Origin of the sequence: Agathobaculum sp. LCP25S3_E8, from assembly GCF_052117165.1 — a bacterium.
In the GTDB taxonomy this organism is placed as follows: Bacteria; Bacillota; Clostridia; order Oscillospirales; family Butyricicoccaceae; genus Agathobaculum.
Genome location: NZ_JBQKJR010000015.1, coordinates 38,574 through 58,755, shown reverse-complemented (window position 1 = coordinate 58,755; position 20,182 = coordinate 38,574). Strand labels below are relative to the sequence as shown.

Below are 20,182 nucleotides of genomic sequence, written 5' to 3'. Positions count from 1 at the left end.
TTGTAGCTGTAGTGTCCGGTAGCCTCAAGTCCTACTTTTATTATGTCTTGAGGTCTGGTGCAGAGACGAATCGTCTGCAAGAGGGTGTCAAAGCCTTCCGCATTGTTTTGGATGGTGAACACATCCGCAAGGACTTCGCCGTCCGAGCTGAGGATGAAGCAGTCATGCTTGTCCTTGGCCACGTCAATTCCCACACAGATCATAATGATACCTCCAAAGGATTTATTTGATGCTGAATTCCACAGGACGCTTTACGCTTGTAACCTTGTTCAACATAAACCGTCTGGCGGTATCTAACTGATTAACAAACTGGTAAAGGACTGTGGTTGGAGCCTTTCGTGAACCGTCTTGCGGTAGGAGGTGCGAACCAATCCACAGCATCCCTTACAGTGTAGCACAGACCTTGGAGAGGGTCCCTAAAAACTACTACTCTATAATACAAGGGGATGAGCCTTATGTCGGTCTGGCAAGACGCAGCCGATGCAACAGCTTTCGTACGCATATACTCCGGCATGATCCTGCGCGTATGCTTTACGTATTCGCTCGGCCGGGCGGACGCGCAGGACGTGTGCCAGAATGTATTCCTGAAACTGCTGCAAATTGACAGAAAGTTTGACACGGAGGGTGAAACGCGCGCTTTTATTCTCCGCATGGTGATCAACGAGTGCAAAGATATTCTCAAGAGCGGCTGGCGCCGCCGCTCTGTCCCACTGGACGAATTGATTGAGCACGAGATTCCCTTTCTCCCTGCGGAAGATACCGGCGTACTGGCTACGGTACAGCGTCTGCCGGTAAAATACCGCGAGGTCATCTACCTGTATTATTACGAAGGCTACAATGCCGAAGAAATTGCAGCGATGGTCGGGGCGAAGCCCGCCGCCGTGCGGCAGCGACTTGCCCGCGCCCGTGCCAAACTCAAACAAGAACTGGAGGGCAGCGAATATGAGACAATATAAGGATGCGCTCGATGCGCTGCGCTTTACCGAGGAGGAACAGGATATGTTGATTCAACGACTCAATCAGGCGGCGCAGACCGCACAAAAGCCGAAAAAGCGGCGGCACCCGCGCAGAACTATCCTCATCGCGGCCGTAGCAGCATGCGTGCTTGCTTTCACCGCGGTCGCAGGTGCAGTTGTCGGCTTTTTCGCTGACCCGGAGGCAGGCCGCACACGACTTGCGGAATTTTTCCAGATGTCTGGCAGTGATGTCGAAACGGGGACAGGTTTTGTCGCCAGCGGTGCCAGTGATACCGCCCACGGTGTGACCATCTCGCTTGACGGCATCTACGCTGATGAGCAGACCGTATATGCAATTTTCTCCGCCGTCAAAGACGATGGTATACCGTTTGTCGATATACAGGAACACCCAAATACCGACTTCCTAACCTTTAGAGACTACGAAGTACGCACCGACGGCGAATGGAGCTTCGGCAGCGGAAGCCCAAGCAAGACAACCGACCTGACGCAGTTTTTCTTCCAGATTGAAATGGATATGAGCAACACTGACCAGTGGAAAGGCAAGACCGTACGCTTCACCTTCTCCGACATCATCAGCCATATGACAAAAGGCAACTATTGCGGACCGGATCAAACCCTTGTCTCCGGTAACTGGAGCATCGAGGTGCCGCTCGAAAGCACTGATACCGCAGTCTATGCGAAGGCCGGTCAGGTCATCCCCTATGGCAATCTAAACGTCACGATCGACAGCATCGCATTCACTCCGGCCTTCTATCATCTGGAATGGCACTTCGACAAAGAGATGACCTTTGACGATGATATGAACTTGTATTTGGACGGCGTGCCGGACGAATACGACAATCAGTATTACACAGAGGGAAGTTCCCCCATTTTGACACTTAAGGACGGCACAACCTATGATCTATGGCAGATCGGTCACGCTAACACCGGCCTGCTTCCGCAAATTATACCGCTGCAAGAGATGGAATCCATCACAATTTTTGGTCAGACCATTCCGCTTGTATGGGAAAACGAATGAACAGCAGAAAAGGGCGCGCAGCTGCGCGCCCTTTTCTTTTTCCCGAAAAATAAAAAGCGCCGCAAATGCGGCGCCGGAAATCAATCTAAATTCTTCTTTTTGAGCATGAACCACGCAAAAAAGCATGCAGCGACCGAAATCAGCAACGGAATCCACCAGACAAAGTCGCCCGGCAAGCCGCCACCCTCGATATTCATGCCGTAAAAACCAAAGATAATATTAGGAATGGTCATGATGATAGTCAGAACTGTGAGTACCTTCATGATGATGTTCAAGTTATTGGACACAACCGATGCATATGCATCCATCGTACCGGACAAAATGCTCGAATAGATACCGGCCATCTCGATAGCCTGTCGAATCTCAATCAGTGCATCCTCCAGAATATCACGGTCATCCTCGTACAGCTTGAGCACGCGCCCACGCAGTACTTTTTCCATCGTCACTTCGTTGCCCTTGAGTGATGCAGAAAAGTAAACCAATGATTTAGAAAGTCCGAGCAACTGAATCAGCTCTTCGTTTTTGAGCGAATCATACAACCGCTTTTCGATACGGGTAAAGTCACGCTCAATCATACGCAGGTTTTTCAAAAAGCGTCCTGCCACGCGCAGCAAAATCTGGAAAACAAATCGCGTACGCAGTGCTGTATGCACACCTTTCACCGCACCCTCCGCGATTGAACGCAGGATGATGCTGTCCTCCAGGCAGACCGTGATGACCGCATTCTGTGCCACAACAATACCCATAGGCAAAGTGCTGAACATTTGACCGCCATCTTCAACCGAGCTTTTTTCTACCATCGGAATATCGACAATCATCAACAGCTGATCGTCCTCCGTTTCGACACGCGAACTTTCCTCTGGGTCGAGTGCCGCGCGGATAAATTCCTCTTCTACATGCGCCTCACGAGCGATTTCCTCCAGCTCGTCCGAACTGGGGTGCACCATATTCACCCAGCAACCTTCAGCGAAGTCGCTGATCTCCGTAATTCTTCCGTCAACAGTCTTGTAAAATTCTACCATACCTTACCGCCTTTCCGAGGCTTCACATCGCCGTGTCACCGCGAGTTTGATTTATCTTTTTACTTCGAGGGTCTGCACTCACGGTAATCACGCTCCCTTTTACAAGAATTTTACAAGGTCTCATCACACCAAAACAGCCCTAAACAGGGCTGTTTTTCAAGGCGCTATTTTCAACTGAACTCAGCGATGATCCTTATCAAAAATACGCATCAACACATCAAACGCTGCATCATCTGAACCCAGATCGCTGGATTTGGACTGAGTCGAAGCAGGCTTCTCTTCTGCTGCCGCAGTGGATGCCTCGGTAAACAAACCGGAGCCGGAAGCCTGTTCGGGCTGCTTGCCATCCATATTCATTTTTGCAGAGTTCGGGATGCTGTCAAACCCGGTTGCGATGACTACCACGCGAATCTCATCATCCATGGTATCATCGATAAACGCACCGAAAATGATATGCGCATCCGGATGCGCCGCCTGCTGTACCATGGTAGCCGCCGTCTCAACCTCATCCAGACCAATATCATCCGAACCGATAACAGAAACGATGACACCGTGTGCCATATCAATCGAGGTTTCCAGCAGCGGGCTGGAAATTGCCATACGGGCCGCTTCGGCGGCTTTATCTTTCCCAGCGGCACGGCCGGTGCCGATATGTGCATAACCTGCGTCCTTCATAACCGAAGTAACATCGGCGAAGTCGAGGTTGATGAAGCCCGGAACCGTAATTAATTCGGAGATATTCGCTACCGCCTGACGGAGCACACCGTCCGCAATTTCAAATGCGTTCTTAAAGGTAATCTTCTGCTCGGATACGTACTTGAGGCGCTCGTTCGGAATGATAACCAGCGAGTCAACATTTTTGTTTAACTCATCAATACCACCCAACGCCTGCTCCAAACGCTTCTTGCCTTCAAATGCAAACGGACGGGTAACAACGCCAACCGTCAGGATACCCATTTCACGAGCAATCTGTGCAACCACCGGCGCCGCACCAGTACCGGTGCCGCCACCCATGCCGGCAGTGATAAAGACCATATGTGTGTTCGCAAGCGCCGCAGCAATCTGATCCTTGCTTTCTTCCGCCGCCTTGCGGCCAATCTCCGGGTTTGCGCCTGCACCCTGTCCTTTTGTCAGCTTCTCGCCAATCTGGATCTTGGTACCGGCCTGAGAATAGTTCAGCGCCTGCATATCCGTGTTGATTGATATAAACTCAACACCCTGCACACCACTTTCGACCATGCGGTTGACCGCGTTGCCGCCGCCGCCGCCTACGCCGATTACTTTAATGTTAACTACACTATCCAAGCTCTGTTCAAACTCGAAACCCATTATTGCCATCCTCCGTTTTATGATAAAGAATCGTTCAGATTATCTCATACGTTCTTTTGTGCGGACGCTGCTGTCTATCGCAAGCGAGCTGTCCCTATTGTTTTAATTTTACCTCTAATTGTTCCATTTTGCAACAGAAATTAGTGAATTACTCAAAAAAAACTGAAAGTTTTCTGTATCTTTCCACCAAATTTATGCCAAATGTCCTTGCAAATATATGCTACACAAGGTATTCCGGCCTTCTTTTGTCCCTTTTTCCTCCCTTTTCCTTACACATCCCCGTCAGCATCTTGTTCATCCGCCGTACTTACTTCTTCCCCAGAACCATTATTTGAACTCTGCATCTCATCAACGCTGTCCTCAGACAAATCAGACGATTGCGAAGCCTCTGTATCTGTTTGCTGCGTGGTATCTTCTGTCACCGCATCTGTCACAGTGGCGGATGTAGTCAGCCCCATACCAGCTTTTTCTATATTTTCCGCTGTATCCGGCACATAATGCAGACGATTCTGCGCATCCCAGTACAGTTGTCCAATATCGGACGGCGACAGGCGATCCTGAATGACCGTTTGTGCAAAACGCAGATAATACGCCAGATTATCCACCGAATTAACTCGGATATCAAACCGCTTTTGATACCCGATGTGAACATCATGCAGATCGGACAGATTAATAAAGTTGAGATCACTAAGCATATCGGCGGCATCCAGAGTCTGCAGGATGGTCAACAACTCCTCTGCCGACTCGCTGGAGTCTTCCGTCAAAATCTTTCCGAGCGGCACATCAGATAGGGTCATCCCCGTAACGACCGGCAAACCGTTACTCGTTGCACTCTGTTCCAGCGCCTTACCCTCTTTACTCAGCAGCAGATACCCCCCATTGGATGCAATGGCTACCGACGCCGAACACTCCGTCACCGAAACTACCAACGCATTGGGCAAATGCCGGCGAATCTGCACGCTTTGGAGATACGGAAACTTTTCCAGCATCGCATCGCAGACCTTGACTTTGTTCCATAGATAGAGGTTGTCCCCTTGCTTGACATCCATGCCTGCAACGATTTCTTCCGCCCGGTATTTCTGCGCACCTTCTACCGTTATGGTGTCCACCTTAAAAAAAACCGTCAGCGCCAAAATCGCCGCCGCCAGCAAAATCCCGAGAAACAGTATGCGCCCAATCGTATGGAAAAATCGTTGTCGCCGGCTGACGCGCCGGCGCACCTGCTCGGGCGTTTTATGTCTTCGCCTTCTGCGTCTCATGATGGCGCCCCTTCGTTTCTTTATTTCCCGTGATGCTCAATTGCCCACAGGATCTCACGATAAATCTTTTCACTTGCGTCATGTGCGGCCAAACTGGTCGCAGCACGTCCCATCTGCTGCAGCCGATCGCGATCGGCAAGCATCAGCTGTATCTCGTCATACAGCTTTTGCGGCGAAGCATCCTTTTCCAGCAGCACACGACAGCCGCCCGCCTTTTCCAGCGCACGGGCATTCTTCTCCTGATGGTTTTCCGCCACAAATGGAGACGGCACCAGAAGCGCAGGCCGTCCCAGCATGCACAACTCCCCCAGCGTCGCCGCACCCGCGCGACAGACAACCAGATCAGCCGCAGCCAGACGATCGGCCATATCGTAAATATATTCCGTCACTTCAATGTTGGGGTGCTGTTCCAAATCCGCACCTTGCTCTTTCGCCATACGCGGCAGCCATTCGCGTGCCGCCGCACCTGTGGCATGCACATGATGATACGGCACGTTATTTTTGCACTCCAGCGCGATCGTGCCCGCCATATGCTCATTCATATATTTTGCGCCCATCGACCCCCAGAAGGAAACCACCAGCTGATCCTGCTCGGTCAGACCAAAACGCGCACGTGCTTTCTCGCGATCCGCCGCGAGAATTTCCCCGCGCACAGGAGCACCGGTCAGCACAACCTTATCTCCACCACCTAGGATTTCCTTAGCCTGCTCAAAGCAAACCAGCACACGATCTGCTTTTTTGGAGAGCATTTTTGTCACCTTGCCGGGCAGCGCGTTCACCTCCAGCAGCACCGTGGGAATTCCCATTTGTTGCGCGGCCCGCACCACGGCAAACGACGCATAGCCCCCGCAGCCGATGACACAGTCCGGTCGCGCCTGACGCAGCAGCTTTTTTGCTTTACCGACAGCCGACACCGCCAGTTTTGCCGCCTTTATATTATGTGCCAAGCCTTTTGGGCTGAGCGAACGCGACATACCGATAATTTCAATCGCATCCAGCGGATATCCTTCGCGCGGTACCAGTTTATTCTCTATTCCGCGCGCCGAACCCGCAAAACGAACCACCGTGTCCGGGTGCTTATGTTCAAAGTAGCGTGCAATCGCCAGCCCTGGCGTCACATGTCCGCCCGTACCGCCGCCGGTGATATACAGTCTCAAGTGAGTTCCCCCTTTTCCGAAAGCCCTCTGCCTTATTGAATAGGTCAATCTTTCCTCATTCTTCCGCACGGGTCTCCACTCGTGCATAACGCGAAATATTCAGTAGTATGCCCATTTCTCCCATCTGCATCAACAATGCTGTTCCGCCGTAGCTGAAAAACGGCAGACTTGCACCCGTAACCGGAATGATGCCTGTGATAACAAACAGGTTCATCAGCGTTTGAATCGCCAGCTTTGCCGTAATGCCGGTCGCCAGCAGACAGCTGAATTTATCCGGGGCTGCCCGTGCAATGCGGAAACCGCGGAATATCAGGTAAGCAAACAGCAACAGTACCAGCAATGCGCCCACGAGTCCCATTTCCTCACACCAAGAGGAGAAAATAAAATCGTTTTGCGGTTCGGGCAGATACAGATGCTTTTGCATTCCTTTGCCCAATCCGCGACCCAGCAAGCCACCAGATCCGATGGCAATCTGGCTCATTGCGCCCTGCCAGCCCTCGCCCTGCATGTTGGCAAAAGGGTCCAGCCAGACGGAAAAGCGTTCTCGCACGTGCTCAAACGCAAAATAGAATCCGGTCAAAATGCCTGCAGCGGCCGCAAAGATCGGCCCGAAATACCACAGGCGCATACCGCCCGCCACCAGAATCACAACGCCCAGACCACAGATAATCATCATGGCCGAGGTATGCGGTTCAAGAAACAGCAGCACGATATATGCTACCAAAAGAAGGCCATACGGCTTGATTAGACCTCTAAAAGTTCGAATTCTCTGCGTATCGCGCGCAATCCAATAAGAGAAACAGACGATAACCGTAATTTTCGCCAGCTCGGACGGCTGAAAGCCAAACAGCCAGCGCTGCGCACCTTTGGACGCCGTGCCCAGCGGCGTGATGACCAGAACCAGCAGGATAAGCGATAAAATCATCAGTTCCTTGTGAAATCGTGCGTACAACTTATAGCTGATTTTGGAAATCACGATCATTGCAACAACGCCGGCTGCCGCATTGACACCCTGACGGGAAATAAAATATGTAGCGCTGCCCTGATAAAACAACGCATTGGAATAGCTTGCGGAAAACAGTGCGATAAGACCGACCACCAGCAACAGCAGCACCGACCCAAACACACCCACATCCCATGCATGCGCGCGTACCCGCGCCCGTTTGTGTGTCCGCGCAGGCGGATTTGCATGCGTTTGCATCATAGCTGCATCACGCGGTACAATCGCGCGATCCGGCCGAATCGTCGAACGGGTTGAAGCAACCCGCCGCCGTGGTTCCGGTCGGCGCGGCGAACGCGCCTGTCTGGTTGTTGAAGCCATGAGGACACCTCCGAAGGGTTTAGGTTTAAAAGTTGATTAGGGCAGCACCGGAGCCAGCGCCACAAAATATGCCAGCAGGCAGAGCAGCACCGTGATGCCCGAAAAGGTCAGCACGATTTTTTTCTCGCCCCAGCCACACATTTCAAAATGATGGTGAATCGGCGCCATTTTAAACAGGCGTTTACCGTGCGTTGCCTTGAAATAGGTTACCTGAAGAATAACAGACAGGGTTTCAATGATGTAAATCAAACCGACAATCAGCAAAATCAGCGGCATGTCGCATGCGAATGCCAGACCTGCCACCGCACCGCCAAGAAACAGAGAACCGGTATCGCCCATAAACACTTTGGCGGGATTGAAGTTATAAATCAGGAATGCTGCCAGACCGCCTGCCAGCGCTGCTGCAAAAATCACAACGCCCGCATCATCGCGCGCAATGCCCACAAAGACAAAGAACAGCGCGACCGGCAGCGTGACCCCCGCTGCAAGGCCGTCGATGCCGTCGGTGAGATTAACCGCGTTATCCGCACCCACGATGACAAATGCCGCAAAAATGATGTACAGCGGCCACGGCCAAATAAAAACAATGTTGGTAAACGGAATCCACAGACGCGGCGCGCTGTCTGCTCCGAGGAAAAGCACCAGAATAAATGCGCCCGCCACGAGAATCTGAAGCACAAGCTTCTGCTTAGGGGTCAAGCCCGCATTTTCCTTTTTGCGAATCTTGGCATAGTCATCCACCATGCCGACCGCACCGTATGCCACAGCAAGGCCAAGCACCGCGAGCGAGGACATGCAAATCTGCCCTGCGAAGCTATTGCCCGCCGCAACCGCAACAGCAATACCGATAATGAACATGAAGCCACCCATCGTCGGGATATTCTGTTTATTCATGTGCCATTTCGGCCCAATCTCAAGGATTTTCTGACCGAATTTCATCTTGCGCAGATAACGGATCACGGCAGGCCCGATCGCCGCGGTCAAAACGAACGCAACCGCACAGGCAATCAGTGCCGTGTAAAGATTTGCTGGTGTCATTCTTCCACGTCCTCCCCTAAGAACATCGCAAGCACGCGCTCCATCTGCATGCCGCGGCTGCCCTTAAATAGTAAGGCGTCTCCCTTTGCTGCGTCCTGCCGCAGCGCTGCGACCAATTCCGTCTGGTCATCAAACGCAAACGCCCGTTTCATTCCGTTTTCTTCAGCCCCCGCAACCATCGCTTTCGCATCCGGTCCGTAAGCATACAGCGCATCTGCATACCGAGCCGCCGCACGGCCCGCTCTGCGATGCCCTTCCTCCGCATAATCGCCCAGTTCGAGCATCGAACCGAGCACGGCAAAACGGCGACCCTCCGGTGCCATCGTACCCAGTACCGCCAGCGTCGCTTCCATAGCATCCGGGCTGGCATTGTAGCAGTCGGCATAAATCTGATAACCGTCCTGCTCGTAAATGTTCTGCCGCATACCGCTGGCTTCATAAGCAGCAAGGCCCTGCGCAATCTGCGCGGGTGTCTCGCCCAGCAGCAAACCAACCGCTGCCGCCGCCAAGGCATTGAGCACATTATGCGCGCCCTGAATGGCGAGCTTCGCAGTAAAGTGCTCACCGCATGGCAGAGCCACCTCGGGCAGTTTGTTGTTTATAATATCAAATGTACCGTCTGGATGCAAGCATGCGATCAAATCACATGCAGAATTTTCGATACCATAAGTGACCACCCGGCAACCCAAACTCTCGCGTTTGTCCCACAAAAGCGGCTCATCACCGCACAGTACGGCGCAGCCGCCCGGCTGAAGTCCTTCCAGAATTTCGAGTTTTGCCTTGCAGATGCCCTCACGCGATCCAAGAAACTCGATGTGCGAGGTGCCGATGTTGGTGATAACCGCGATATTCGGCTGTGCCGCCGCCGTCATGCGTGACAATTCTCCAAAGTGGTTCATACCCATCTCGGCCACCATCACCTCTGTATCCCGCGTCATACGGAATAAAGTCAGCGGCAGTCCAATCTCATTGTTCAAGTTGCCTTCCGTCTTTTGCGCACGCAGTCCCTGCGACAGCACCGCATACAGCAGCTCTTTGGTCGTAGTCTTTCCAACCGATCCGGTTACGCCAACCACTTGGCCACCGCACAAACGCCGGTATCCGCCTGCCAAATCCAGCAGTGCCTGCGAGGTATTTTCCACATACAGCGTCGGAACCGGATATTCTTCGTTTTGCCGGTGGGACATCACCGCAGCTGCTCCGTTTCCGATTGCCTTATCTATAAAATCGTGCGCGTCAAATCGCTCGCCTTTGATCGGCAGGAACAGCGCATCAGGTGGAATCTGCCGGGAGTCGGTCGAGACAGCCGTTAAAACTGCCTCACCGGTTGTTTCCCCTCCGGCCCACTCCGCCGCCTGCGCCAGCGTAAATTGTTCCATGCACTCGTTCCCCCACTGTTTGTGATTTGCGCGAATCTCGCGCTTTTCCTCATCCTTTATTGTCAAAAAACGACGCAACAATCTCGCGCTCATCCATATGATGCTTGACATGATTGACCTCCTGATAGGTCTCATGCCCCTTCCCCATCAGTACAATTACGTCATCCTTTTTCGCATGCGCCAGCGCCCAGTGGATGGCCTCCGGCCGGTCCACAATCACCTGCATCGGGGTTTTGGTTCCCTTCATGCCTTCCAAAATGTCGTCAATAATCGCGTTCGGGTCCTCGGTGCGCGGGTTATCGCTCGTTACAACGCAGAAATCCGCCAGTTCCGCTGCAATCTTCCCCATCTTCGGGCGTTTGGTGCGGTCACGGTCACCGCCGCAGCCAAACAGCGCAACCACACGGCCCTTGGCAAAACCGCGCACCGCTCGCAGCACATTTTCCACGCCGTCCGGTGTATGCGCATAGTCAATCAACACCGTATAGTCCGTATTGGTCGGCACAACCTCCACACGGCCCTTGACGCCTTTTGCCGTTGCCAGCGAATGAGCCGCATCACTCAGCGGCATACCGGTTTGCAGCACCATACCCAGCGCAGCAAGCGCATTTTCCACTGAAAAATGTCCGGGGATTGGCAGCTTAACACGTGCAATCTCACCTTTTGTCGCTGCAACAAACTCCACGCCATCCGCATGCAGCCGGATATTTTTGGCCGTCAAATCTGCCGCATCCTTTTCGCACGAAAAGGTCAGACACGGGCATTTGGCGTCCTCCAGCATCGCCTGTGCTGCGTCATCATCCAGATCGATGACGCCTTTGTCACTGATGGCAAACAGCATCGCCTTTGCTTTACGATACTCCTCCATGGTCTTATGAAAATCCAGATGATCCTGCGTTAAGTTGGTAAATGCGCCAACTGCAAAGCGAATACCGTGTACTCGGTCGAGTACCAGCGAATGCGAAGAAACCTCCATAACGACATGCGTGCAGCCTGCATCGCGCATACGCGCAAACAGCGCGTGCAGCTCATAGCTTTCCGGTGTGGTACGTTCGGTTTCGATTACTTCGTCGCCAATCAAATTCTGGTTGGTGCCGATAAGGCCAACCTTGTGACCTGCATCCTCCAACATATGCTTCACCAGATAAGTGGTCGTGGTTTTGCCGTTGGTACCGGTCACGCCCAACATGACCATGCTGTCTGCCGGATGTCCGAAACGGTTTGCGGCAATCTCCGCAAGCGCCTGCCTCGCATTTTCCACCACAACTGCCGGCACGCCTGCGGGCGCTTCTTCACACACCACCGCAACTGCACCTTGCTCAAGTGCTTTACCGATATATTGATGTCCGTCTGTTGCAAAACCGCGGATAGCGACAAACAGATCGCCTGCCTGCACAGCACGCGAATCATACCGCACTTCGCAGATTTCCAGATCGTCGGCTGCTGTGCTGTTTTTCACTGCAACCCCACGGAGCAGTTCCTGTAATTTCATATTTCTCCTCCTATCGGTCGTTGACGTTCGTGGTATCCGAGAATTCTACCGTTACCACTGCGCCGATATTCACCTTTGTACCAGATGCCGGGCTTTGCTTGCTTGCCGTCGTGTTGCCCGTAACCTGCGAAGAGGCGACGCCCTTCTGCTTCAGATACAACCCATATTCTTCCAATGTACTACGACATTCATCCGGTGTCAAGCCTGTCAGGTTAGGCACAGTGATCTGTTCGGTCGGTTTGCTCTGGCCCTTATACAGAATTACCTTGCCGCTTGCCGGGATGCGCACGCCACCCGACGGTACCTGATCGGTGACTGTATCGCCGTCACCCACCACACGGTATTCAAAGCCTGCCTGCTGCAATGTGTTTGCAGCCGCTTCTTCCGTCGAACCAATCACACTGGGTACAGTCAGTTCACGACGATCGTTTTCTTCATCCGTGTAAACCGGCGTTACGCCGATATACGGCAGCACATCTTCCATGATACGGGCCACTACTGGCGCTGCGATTGCGCCGCCGCCGTGAGGCGCCGACTCCGGCAAGTCGTTGATAGCCACCAGCACCGCGATTTGCGGATCGTCCATCGGCGCTACACCAATGAAAGATGCGGTATACCGAGCCTCCTTGTCAATCACGTTGCCCTCGTCGTCATACTCCGGCAATATCTCCGAAGTCGCTGTTTTGCCGCCAATGCGATAACCAGATACATAGGCATTTTTACCCGTGCCGCCGGATACAACCGCTTCCATCGCCTCACGCATATAGGCAGAGGTTTCCTCCGAAATAACCTGACGAACAACCGTCGTCTCGGTCGTAGACTTAACCGCTCCATCCGAACCAAGGATTTCCTTGACCACATACGGCTGCTTGAGCTTACCATCGTCCACAATCGCGCAAACCATGTTCAGTTCCTGCAACGGTGTTACTGTGAAACGCTGACCGAATGATGCCGTCGCGAGGGATACTTCATTCCATTCGCTGCTCACATTCACATCGTGGAACTGACCCTTACTTTCGCTGGGCAGGTCGATGCCGGTCGGCTCAGTCAGTCCAAACGCCTTGTAAAATTCGTAAAATCGGTCCTTACCAGTCTTGGCAACGATTTGCATCATTGCCACATTGCACGAATTCATCAATGCTTCCGTCAGTGTCTGCGAGCCGTGACCGCTGGTGTTCGAGCACTGAATCGGCTTGGACCAGTCGCCTACCATCATCGATCCGCTACAGTAATAGGTATCCTCTTCATGCGCCACCCCTAACTCATAGGCTGTTGCCACATTCATCAGCTTAAAGGTGGAGCCAGGCTCATAGTTATCCGTTACTACCGGATTATACCACATTTTGTAGAGCTGCTGTGAGCGAATATTGGTTAATTCGTCGACCAGTTCATCGTTTTCCTGTATGCTTGCCGGCAGGTTCGCCAGCCCGCCTTCCTGATAATATTTATCGCTGATTTCCGCTGTAACGCCAGCCTCCGCCAAGGCGGCCTGCACATTGGTTTTCAGCTCCTCAATGTAACACTCATCCGTAATTGTGTAGGAGTTATTGGGGTCATAGTCCGGCAGCGAAGCCATTGCAAGCACCTCACCGGTCTTGACATTCATTACAATACCGGAAACGCCATCGCGCGCCTGCGGGTTATCCGCCAGTGCGGTTTCCAAATGCTTTTCCAGAAAGTTCTGAATGTCGCTGTCAATGGTCAGCACCAGAGAATCGCCATCCTGTGCCGGAATATATTGTTCGGTATCGGGCGTCATATCTTTATTCTGCGCATTTTGCACACGCACAATACGTCCAGCCGTACCGGAAAGCACGTCGTTATATTGGGATTCCAAGCCATATGCACCATTATTGTCGCTGCCGACATAGCCAAGCACGGCAGATAGGAACGCGCCTTGCTGGTAATACCGTTTGGTATCCGGCTCAGAATACACGCCCGTACAGCCCGCCTGCTGTAGCTTCTCATACAATTCTTTGGAAACGTCTTTATCCACCTTTTGGGCAATAATTTCATACTGAGAATCGGTTTTTTGAATTTTTTTCAGCACCGTATCGTAATCCAAGCTCAGTTCGTCCGCCAAAATTTGTGCCAACGTCTGCTGCTGTGTCTGGGCAGAAATGCCATCGCTGACCTTTGCCTCGTCTACCGCGCCCTTCGGCGAAACAACGATACGCTCTACCTCGGCCGATTCCGCCAAAACCTGCATGTTTGCATCATAGATTTTACCACGGTTCGGTGTGATAAACGTATCGCGCGTCTGTAGCGAAGCCGCCTGTTGCACATAAAAATCATGGTTGAATACCTGCATAAACAGCAGGCGAACACCAACCAACCCAAATCCAAACACCACAAACGCCAAGGTCATAACACCGATTCGTGCGCGCATTTGATTGTTCGGTCCCTTTGCTGCCATGGTATTCCCTTTCCTCCGTAATCTCGTCATAAAAAGCGTAAGGAGTCAGAAGTTTCCACCTCTCACTCCCCTGTACGCATCCTATTCATTTACTTACCGAATATATTCCACAATTGCAGAAAAGCTGCGCGCCAAACCGGCAAAAAGCGATCCAAGCGATACGCCGCTATCCGCTACCGTCACGGTATCCGGATTGGTCAACTCCACATATTCTATCTGGGAATTATCCATCTTGACCATTCCCATATGATTTACCGCGTATTCCTCTACCTCATCCATATTGACGCTATTGATCTGCTTGGTTGTCAACGATACGTTTTCCGCCGTCAGTTCATTCAGCATATCGTTCTGCTCGCCAACCTCGGCGCTTAGCTGCGTCAGCTGCATCTGGCAAAACAAGATGTACACCGCGGCAATCGCCACAACAGCAAAGCAGCCCAGCAAACCGGGTCTTACGCGCGCTTTTCTACGCCGACGCGGTGTGGGCGCTACGCGCAAATTGCGTCTCTGCTCCTGAGGCACCGGAAAACGTTCTTCGTATTGTTCATAGGCCACGCTTTCCCTGCTGGCAGTCATCATTGCATTTCCTTTCTCCTGCGGTTGCTATTCATATCTTTTCGCAGACGCGCAGCTTGGCGCTGCGTGCTCTGGGATTTTCTCCGATCTCTCTTTCATCCGGAAGAATCGGCTTACGCGGAGTAAGCCGCACCTTCGGTTTTTTCCCGCACACACAAACCGGAAACTCCTTCGGGCAGGTACATCCCTGCGCCGCCTGTTGAAACGCCGCTTTTACGATACGGTCCTCCAAGCTATGGAATGTAATCACCGCAAGCCGTCCGCCCGGATTGAGGCAATCAATCGCTTTGTCCATCGCCTCCCGTACCGCACCCAGTTCATCGTTTACCGCAATACGAATCGCCTGAAAGCTGCGTTTTGCCGGATGCTGCTTTTCGCGCTTTGCCTTGCCCGGCATCGCGCCTTTGATCACATCAACCAGCTCCAGTGTGGTTTGGATCGGTTTTTTTGCCCGTTCGCGTTCGATCGCCGCAGCAATCAGCGGCGCATACCGTTCCTCACCATACTCGAACAAAATCCGTCGGATCTCCTCCCGGCTCCAGCCGTTGACCACCTCGTAGGCGGTCAGCTTTTGTGACCGATCCATGCGCATATCCAGCGGCGCATCCTGCATATAAGAAAAGCCGCGCTCCGCATGATCAAGCTGCGGTGAGGAAACGCCCAAATCAAACAGGATGCCGTCCGCACCCGGCAAACCAAGCGATTCCAGCACATGGTCGATTTCACGAAAATCACTTTTGACCGTTGTCACACGCTGCCACACGTCGTGCAGCCGCGTTTTGGCATTTTCCAACGCCTCATCATCTCGGTCAATACAAATCAAACGACCGGTATCATGCAAACGCTCCGCAATGCGGAGCGAATGTCCGGCACCGCCGGTTGTCGCATCGACGTACACGCCGTCCGGTTTAATCTGAAGCGCTTCGAGGCATGGTTCAAGCAGAATGGATACGTGATGAAATTCCATATTTCCCTCCTGCCTGTCCGGTTAAAAATCCATATCTTCCACGTCAGCGGCAACGCTCTCTGCATCAATCGCTTCATTGTAAACGCGCCACTTTTCACTGTTCCAAATTTCCGCATGATCCAGCTGACCGATAACAACTACGTCCTTTTGCAGATCGGCAAACTCACGCAAATTTGCAGGGATGAGAATGCGGCCCTGTGCGTCGAGCTGTGCATCAAACGCATTGGCAAAGTAGTACCGCTTTACGCGACGTGCCTTTTCACCATTGCCCAGACTGCGAATGCGATCCTCCAAGGCTTCCCATTCCTTTTCCGGATAAACCGCAAGGCATCCATCCAGACCCTTGGTGACGGTGAAGTGCTCGCCCAATTCCTCGCGCAACTTGGCCGGCATTGCCAGCCGCCCTTTTGCGTCAACGGAATGTTTGTATTCGCCCTTCACCGGATTCACACCACACTTTCGTTTTGGTGGAATCTGTGACACTTTACCCCACTTCTCACCACCTTGTTTCCATTATAGCGGTATGCCCAATATATTGCAAGGTTTTTTTCGTATTATTTTGCAGAAGATTATGGCCAGAAATTCGTTGTTTCGACGATTTTTGCAATTTTCAAACACTTGTTCGATAGTTTTGTTTTTTTCTCTTCCAGTGCCCTCCAGTGGGGGAAAATCCCACCATCTCCCCACTCTTCCAGCAGGATTCTTACGTCTCTGTGGAAAGGAATAATGCAGCATCTACCCTGTGTGGGACAAAGTGGGAAAGGCTATTACAACTATACTTTCCACCCAATCTTTTTTCGAAGCATAAAAAAACAGCTGCCCATTCGGCAGCTGTTTATCCCATTTTATCACTTGGCAATACTCTTAAAGCGCTGGCGTGCCTTACGCACTTCTTCCAGCGAAAGCGCCACTGCTTCCTCTGTGCGTTTCAGGGTATCCTCACAATACTCATTGGCCACGCGACGCAGTTCCCGCGCTTGAATTTCCGCATTTCCCTGCACCTCTTTTGCCTTACGGCGAGCCGCAACTACAATTTCAGTTTCCGAAACCATCTGGCGGGCATCTTCCTCCGCCTGACGACGGATTGCCTCTGCCTCGCGCTTTCCGGAAGCCAGCATCTCGCTGCGCTTGGCTACGATATCCTGCGCGGCCTGCAAATCATTCGGCAGCGTCGCGCGCAGCTCATCGAGCAGATCGAGCAGATGATCACGTTCGATGATGCATTTTTCGCCCGCCAGAGGAATTCCCTTTGCATCCTGCACCATATCGTACATGCTGTTGATCAGTTCGTCCAAAGTTGCCATCGTTTAGCCTTCCTTTCTTGTGCGGCGCACAATATCCTGCACGATCCTGTCAGGGACAAAGCCGACGACACTGCCGCCGTGTACTGCAATGTCCTTCACCACGGAGGATGACAGGTACATATATTCCGCGCTCGTCATCAGGAACACCGTATCCAGTTCCGGATTCAGCTTCCGATTCGCCAGCGCCATCTGAAATTCATATTCAAAATCCGAAACCGCACGCAAGCCTTTGACCACCGCGCAGGCCTCCTGCTGTCTGGCATAATCCGCAAGCAGACCGCCAAAGGACGCAATCTCCACATTGTGCAGCTCATCCGTTGTCCGCCGGAGAAACTCCATCCGTTCCTCCACCGAAAACATCGGCTTTTTGTTCTGATTGTGCATGACCGCAACAATCAAGCGGTCAAACATGACCGACGCACGGCGTATAATATCCAGATGGCCCAAAGTGACCGGGTCAAAGCTGCCCGGATAGATCGCAGTTCTCATGTTATTCATCCGTTCCGCCGTCCCGCTGACGCAGAACGCTAATCATTGTTGCACCATAACGACGCTCACGAACGGTCTCAAAACCGTGCGCGAACCGATCCTCTGCTGCACTTTCGCATATTATTATACCATCCGCAGAGAGAATGTCAAACGTTTCTATGCTTGCCAGCGCATTTTCCAAAATCCTACCGCCGTACGGAGGATCGAGAAAAATCAGGTCATAGCCCTGTTTTTTGGCGTGCGAAAGGAACACATCCGACTCCATTCGATGTAAGCCGGCACGCTCAGACACACGCGCTGCTTCTGTATTTTTACACACGATATTGTATGCTGCTTTATTATGCTCCACAAAATCACAGTACTGTGCACCACGTGACAGCGCTTCGATACCAAGCTGTCCCGTACCTGCGAATAAATCGAGCACGCGCGCACCACGCACATGATCCTGAATCAGATTGAACACATTTTCCTTAACACGATCGGTTGTCGGTCGGGTATTCATCCCAGGGACAGGCTGCAGCTTACAGCCTCGCGCCGTACCGGATACCACACGCATCACTCAGTCCTCCTTGTGGAAATAATCGAATACCGCCTGCGCAGCATTGCGCGGCAAAATCCGCGCCAGCTCCTGTTCGCTTGCTTTGCGGATATTATCAATACTGCCGAAATGCCGCAGCAACTCTGCACGACGCTTATCACCCACGCCCGGAATTTTATCCAACGTCGAACCGCGCACCTTTTTACCGCCCAGCTTACGGTTGTACTCAATGGCAAAGCGGTGTACTTCCTCCTGAATACGCCCAATCAGCGCAAACAGTGCAGGTGTAGCCGAGATACCGAATTCACGTCCGTCCGGCGCCACCAACGCGCGCGTGCGATGCTTATCATCTTTTACCATGCCGAAGCACGGCGTTTGCAAACCAAACGAATCGAGCACCTCTTTGCATATGCGGACATGTCCCAGACCGCCGTCAATTAGGAACGCATTCGGCAGTGGGGTGAATTTCTCATCCCCGTCCACGTACCGCTGTACGCGGCGCGTCAGCATTTCCCGCATGGAGGCATAGTCATCCTGTCCATTCGCGGCGCAGGCAATCTTAAACTTGCGATAGGCGCTCTTTTTCGGTTGTCCTTCTACGAACACAACCATCGAACCGACGGTATCCTGTCCGGCGAAGTTGGATATATCATACGCTTCCAGCCGCAAAGGAAGCGCCAGCATACCTGTTACGTTTTGCAGCAATTCCAGCGATTTATGCCGTCTTTCCGACTGTTTTTCGCGCCGTTCAATCTCCTCGCGCGCATTTTTTTCCGCCATCCTCGTCAGTACACGGCGTTCGCCGCGCTGTGGCACCGCAAGTTCGACCTTACGCTCCGCGATTGACGACAGATATTCCCCCACCGCGTCCTGCTCCTCAATTTCATGCGAAAGCAATACGGTTTTGGGCACGGTGCCGCGCTGCGCATAGTATTGCTTGACGAAAGAGGACAACACTTCAGCCGGGTCGCTTCCGGTCAAGTGGAACAGCGTATATTCCTTATCCTGCAAAGCGCCGCCCGCATAGTGCAGCACGCACACACACGCGCGCGTCTGGCCCTGCACAAATGCAATCACATCCAATTCAGCAAACGCGCCCGCGACAACATGCTGCCGCGTGCCTAGCTTTTGTACCGCACGCAGCCGGTCGCGCAGCATTGCCGCACGCTCAAACTGCAGTTCCTCCGCCGCTTCGTTCATCTTTTCAGTCAAGTCTTTTTCCAGCTGCTTTGCATTGCCCTCAAACAATGCAATCGCCTGCTGGATTAGCGCATGGTATTCCTCCGGGCTGACCTTGCCCGTACAGGGCGCACAGCAGCGCCCCAAATGCAGATTGAGGCACGGGCGGTCTTTGCCGATATCACGCGGGAAAACTCTCGAACAGGTTTTGAGCAGCAACGCTTCACTAATCGTATCAATCGCGCGACGTGCCGCTACACGCCCCGGATAGGGGCCGAAATAGCGTGCGCCGTCATGCCCCGGACGGGAAACAACGGTAAACGCCGGATAAGGTGCATCCGTATTCAGCCGAACATAAGGATAGCCCTTGTCATCCTTCAAGAGGATGTTATACTTGGGCTTGTACTTTTTAATCATTGAGTTTTCCAAAACCAGCGCTTCAAACTCGCTTTCGGTCACGATGATATCGAAATCATCAATGTGACTGACCAACTGTCTGGTTTTGGCGTTAAGCCGCTCGGGCGGCTGAAAGTAATTGGATACGCGATTGCGAAGCAGCTTTGCCTTGCCGACATAGATCACCTTGCCGGTTTTATCCTTGTGCAGATACACGCCCGGCTGCATCGGCAGACGGCGCACACGCTCCTTGAGTTGTTCTCTTGTCACGGTAAACCGCCTCCTTTTTTCGCTGCCAACTCCTCCGATAAAAAAAGCGCCGAGT

Annotated in this window: 19 protein-coding genes; 2 read left to right on the top strand and 17 right to left on the bottom strand. The window is 52.6% G+C overall.

Annotated elements, in window-relative coordinates:
* On the bottom strand, window positions 1-203 hold a 203-nt coding region (locus tag ACTQ34_RS07635), incomplete at its 3' end, for an IS110 family transposase (protein WP_441363261.1).
* A gap of 252 nt (window positions 204-455) precedes the next feature.
* On the opposite strand from ACTQ34_RS07635, the gene ACTQ34_RS07630 reads away from it, so the two are divergent.
* Entirely contained in the window at window positions 456-956 is a 501-nt protein-coding gene (locus ACTQ34_RS07630; RefSeq protein WP_441363260.1) for an RNA polymerase sigma factor, read from the top strand.
* The gene (locus ACTQ34_RS07625) at window positions 943-1,995 is read left to right on the top strand and encodes a DUF4179 domain-containing protein (RefSeq protein WP_441363259.1); all 1,053 of its coding nucleotides are present in this window, start codon (window positions 943-945) and stop codon (window positions 1,993-1,995) included. Before ACTQ34_RS07630 ends, ACTQ34_RS07625 begins: the two co-directional genes overlap by 14 nt.
* An 80-nt stretch (window positions 1,996-2,075) precedes the next feature.
* Here the strand turns inward: ACTQ34_RS07625 and ACTQ34_RS07620 are convergent, their stop codons facing one another.
* The 16 genes from ACTQ34_RS07620 to uvrC all read right to left on the bottom strand — a co-directional run bounded on the left by ACTQ34_RS07620 (window position 2,076) and on the right by uvrC (window position 20,127).
* Window positions 2,076-3,017 (bottom strand): magnesium transporter CorA family protein, encoded by a 942-nt coding sequence (locus ACTQ34_RS07620; protein ID WP_441363258.1) that lies wholly within the window; start codon window positions 3,015-3,017, stop codon window positions 2,076-2,078.
* A 180-nt stretch (window positions 3,018-3,197) separates the two neighbouring features.
* Window positions 3,198-4,346, bottom strand: a complete 1,149-nt coding sequence (gene ftsZ / locus ACTQ34_RS07615) for a cell division protein FtsZ (protein WP_441363257.1) — start codon at window positions 4,344-4,346, stop codon at window positions 3,198-3,200.
* Window positions 4,347-4,615: 269 nt separating this feature from the next.
* Window positions 4,616-5,605 (bottom strand): cell division protein FtsQ/DivIB, encoded by a 990-nt coding sequence (locus ACTQ34_RS07610; RefSeq protein ID WP_441363256.1) that lies wholly within the window; start codon window positions 5,603-5,605, stop codon window positions 4,616-4,618.
* A 20-nt stretch (window positions 5,606-5,625) separates the two neighbouring features.
* A complete protein-coding gene (murG, locus tag ACTQ34_RS07605) occupies window positions 5,626-6,762 on the bottom strand; it encodes an undecaprenyldiphospho-muramoylpentapeptide beta-N-acetylglucosaminyltransferase (protein ID WP_441363255.1) in 1,137 nt (378 codons plus the stop codon).
* Window positions 6,763-6,817: 55 nt separating this feature from the next.
* Complete coding sequence (locus ACTQ34_RS07600) at window positions 6,818-8,083, bottom strand: FtsW/RodA/SpoVE family cell cycle protein (RefSeq protein WP_441363254.1); 1,266 nt, start codon at window positions 8,081-8,083, stop codon at window positions 6,818-6,820.
* Between the two features lie 36 nt (window positions 8,084-8,119).
* Complete coding sequence (gene mraY, locus ACTQ34_RS07595; protein ID WP_441363253.1) at window positions 8,120-9,121, bottom strand: phospho-N-acetylmuramoyl-pentapeptide-transferase; 1,002 nt, start codon at window positions 9,119-9,121, stop codon at window positions 8,120-8,122.
* Window positions 9,118-10,611, bottom strand: a complete 1,494-nt coding sequence (locus tag ACTQ34_RS07590) for a UDP-N-acetylmuramoyl-tripeptide--D-alanyl-D-alanine ligase (protein ID WP_441363252.1) — start codon at window positions 10,609-10,611, stop codon at window positions 9,118-9,120. The genes mraY and ACTQ34_RS07590 overlap by 4 nt, the downstream gene beginning before the upstream one ends.
* Window positions 10,550-11,992, bottom strand: coding sequence for a UDP-N-acetylmuramoyl-L-alanyl-D-glutamate--2,6-diaminopimelate ligase (locus ACTQ34_RS07585; protein ID WP_441363251.1), 1,443 nt, complete (start codon window positions 11,990-11,992; stop codon window positions 10,550-10,552). Before ACTQ34_RS07585 ends, ACTQ34_RS07590 begins: the two co-directional genes overlap by 62 nt.
* A gap of 10 nt (window positions 11,993-12,002) precedes the next feature.
* On the bottom strand, window positions 12,003-14,408 hold the full coding sequence (locus ACTQ34_RS07580; RefSeq protein ID WP_441363250.1) for a penicillin-binding transpeptidase domain-containing protein: 2,406 nt from the start codon (window positions 14,406-14,408) through the stop codon (window positions 12,003-12,005).
* Between the two features lie 93 nt (window positions 14,409-14,501).
* Window positions 14,502-14,987, bottom strand: a complete 486-nt coding sequence (locus tag ACTQ34_RS07575; RefSeq protein ID WP_441363249.1) for a hypothetical protein — start codon at window positions 14,985-14,987, stop codon at window positions 14,502-14,504.
* Between the two features lie 28 nt (window positions 14,988-15,015).
* Entirely contained in the window at window positions 15,016-15,951 is a 936-nt protein-coding gene (gene rsmH, locus ACTQ34_RS07570) for a 16S rRNA (cytosine(1402)-N(4))-methyltransferase RsmH (RefSeq protein ID WP_441363248.1), read from the bottom strand.
* A 21-nt stretch (window positions 15,952-15,972) separates the two neighbouring features.
* Window positions 15,973-16,392 carry a division/cell wall cluster transcriptional repressor MraZ gene (mraZ, locus tag ACTQ34_RS07565; protein ID WP_302665823.1) on the bottom strand — a complete coding sequence of 140 codons (420 nt, stop codon included), beginning with the start codon at window positions 16,390-16,392 and terminating at the stop codon, window positions 15,973-15,975.
* Window positions 16,393-16,799: 407 nt separating this feature from the next.
* Window positions 16,800-17,255 (bottom strand): hypothetical protein, encoded by a 456-nt coding sequence (locus ACTQ34_RS07560; RefSeq protein ID WP_297274869.1) that lies wholly within the window; start codon window positions 17,253-17,255, stop codon window positions 16,800-16,802.
* 3 nt (window positions 17,256-17,258) lie between these two features.
* The gene (coaD, locus tag ACTQ34_RS07555; protein ID WP_441363263.1) at window positions 17,259-17,744 is read right to left on the bottom strand and encodes a pantetheine-phosphate adenylyltransferase; all 486 of its coding nucleotides are present in this window, start codon (window positions 17,742-17,744) and stop codon (window positions 17,259-17,261) included.
* Window position 17,745: 1 nt separating this feature from the next.
* Window positions 17,746-18,300 (bottom strand): 16S rRNA (guanine(966)-N(2))-methyltransferase RsmD, encoded by a 555-nt coding sequence (gene rsmD / locus ACTQ34_RS07550; RefSeq protein WP_441363247.1) that lies wholly within the window; start codon window positions 18,298-18,300, stop codon window positions 17,746-17,748.
* A gap of 3 nt (window positions 18,301-18,303) precedes the next feature.
* The gene (gene uvrC / locus ACTQ34_RS07545; RefSeq protein WP_441363246.1) at window positions 18,304-20,127 is read right to left on the bottom strand and encodes an excinuclease ABC subunit UvrC; all 1,824 of its coding nucleotides are present in this window, start codon (window positions 20,125-20,127) and stop codon (window positions 18,304-18,306) included.
* Between the last annotated feature and the right edge of the window lie 55 nt (window positions 20,128-20,182).

Bases quoted from the DNA above. Each gene is read 5' to 3' on its own strand.
- rsmH (WP_441363248.1), bottom strand. From the start codon at position 15,951: ATGGAATTTCATCACGTATCCATTCTGCTTGAACCATGCCTCGAAGCG.
- ACTQ34_RS07630 (WP_441363260.1), top strand. From the start codon at position 456: ATGTCGGTCTGGCAAGACGCAGCCGATGCAACAGCTTTCGTACGCATA.
- ACTQ34_RS07580 (WP_441363250.1), bottom strand. From the start codon at position 14,408: ATGGCAGCAAAGGGACCGAACAATCAAATGCGCGCACGAATCGGTGTT.
- ACTQ34_RS07585 (WP_441363251.1), bottom strand. From the start codon at position 11,992: ATGAAATTACAGGAACTGCTCCGTGGGGTTGCAGTGAAAAACAGCACA.
- ACTQ34_RS07625 (WP_441363259.1), top strand. From the start codon at position 943: ATGAGACAATATAAGGATGCGCTCGATGCGCTGCGCTTTACCGAGGAG.
- ACTQ34_RS07560 (WP_297274869.1), bottom strand. From the start codon at position 17,255: ATGGCAACTTTGGACGAACTGATCAACAGCATGTACGATATGGTGCAG.
- ACTQ34_RS07575 (WP_441363249.1), bottom strand. From the start codon at position 14,987: ATGATGACTGCCAGCAGGGAAAGCGTGGCCTATGAACAATACGAAGAA.
- ACTQ34_RS07620 (WP_441363258.1), bottom strand. From the start codon at position 3,017: ATGGTAGAATTTTACAAGACTGTTGACGGAAGAATTACGGAGATCAGC.
- ftsZ (WP_441363257.1), bottom strand. From the start codon at position 4,346: ATGGGTTTCGAGTTTGAACAGAGCTTGGATAGTGTAGTTAACATTAAA.
- ACTQ34_RS07590 (WP_441363252.1), bottom strand. From the start codon at position 10,611: ATGTCAAGCATCATATGGATGAGCGCGAGATTGTTGCGTCGTTTTTTG.
- rsmD (WP_441363247.1), bottom strand. From the start codon at position 18,300: ATGCGTGTGGTATCCGGTACGGCGCGAGGCTGTAAGCTGCAGCCTGTC.
- coaD (WP_441363263.1), bottom strand. From the start codon at position 17,744: ATGAGAACTGCGATCTATCCGGGCAGCTTTGACCCGGTCACTTTGGGC.
- ACTQ34_RS07600 (WP_441363254.1), bottom strand. From the start codon at position 8,083: ATGGCTTCAACAACCAGACAGGCGCGTTCGCCGCGCCGACCGGAACCA.
- ACTQ34_RS07610 (WP_441363256.1), bottom strand. From the start codon at position 5,605: ATGAGACGCAGAAGGCGAAGACATAAAACGCCCGAGCAGGTGCGCCGG.
- mraY (WP_441363253.1), bottom strand. From the start codon at position 9,121: ATGACACCAGCAAATCTTTACACGGCACTGATTGCCTGTGCGGTTGCG.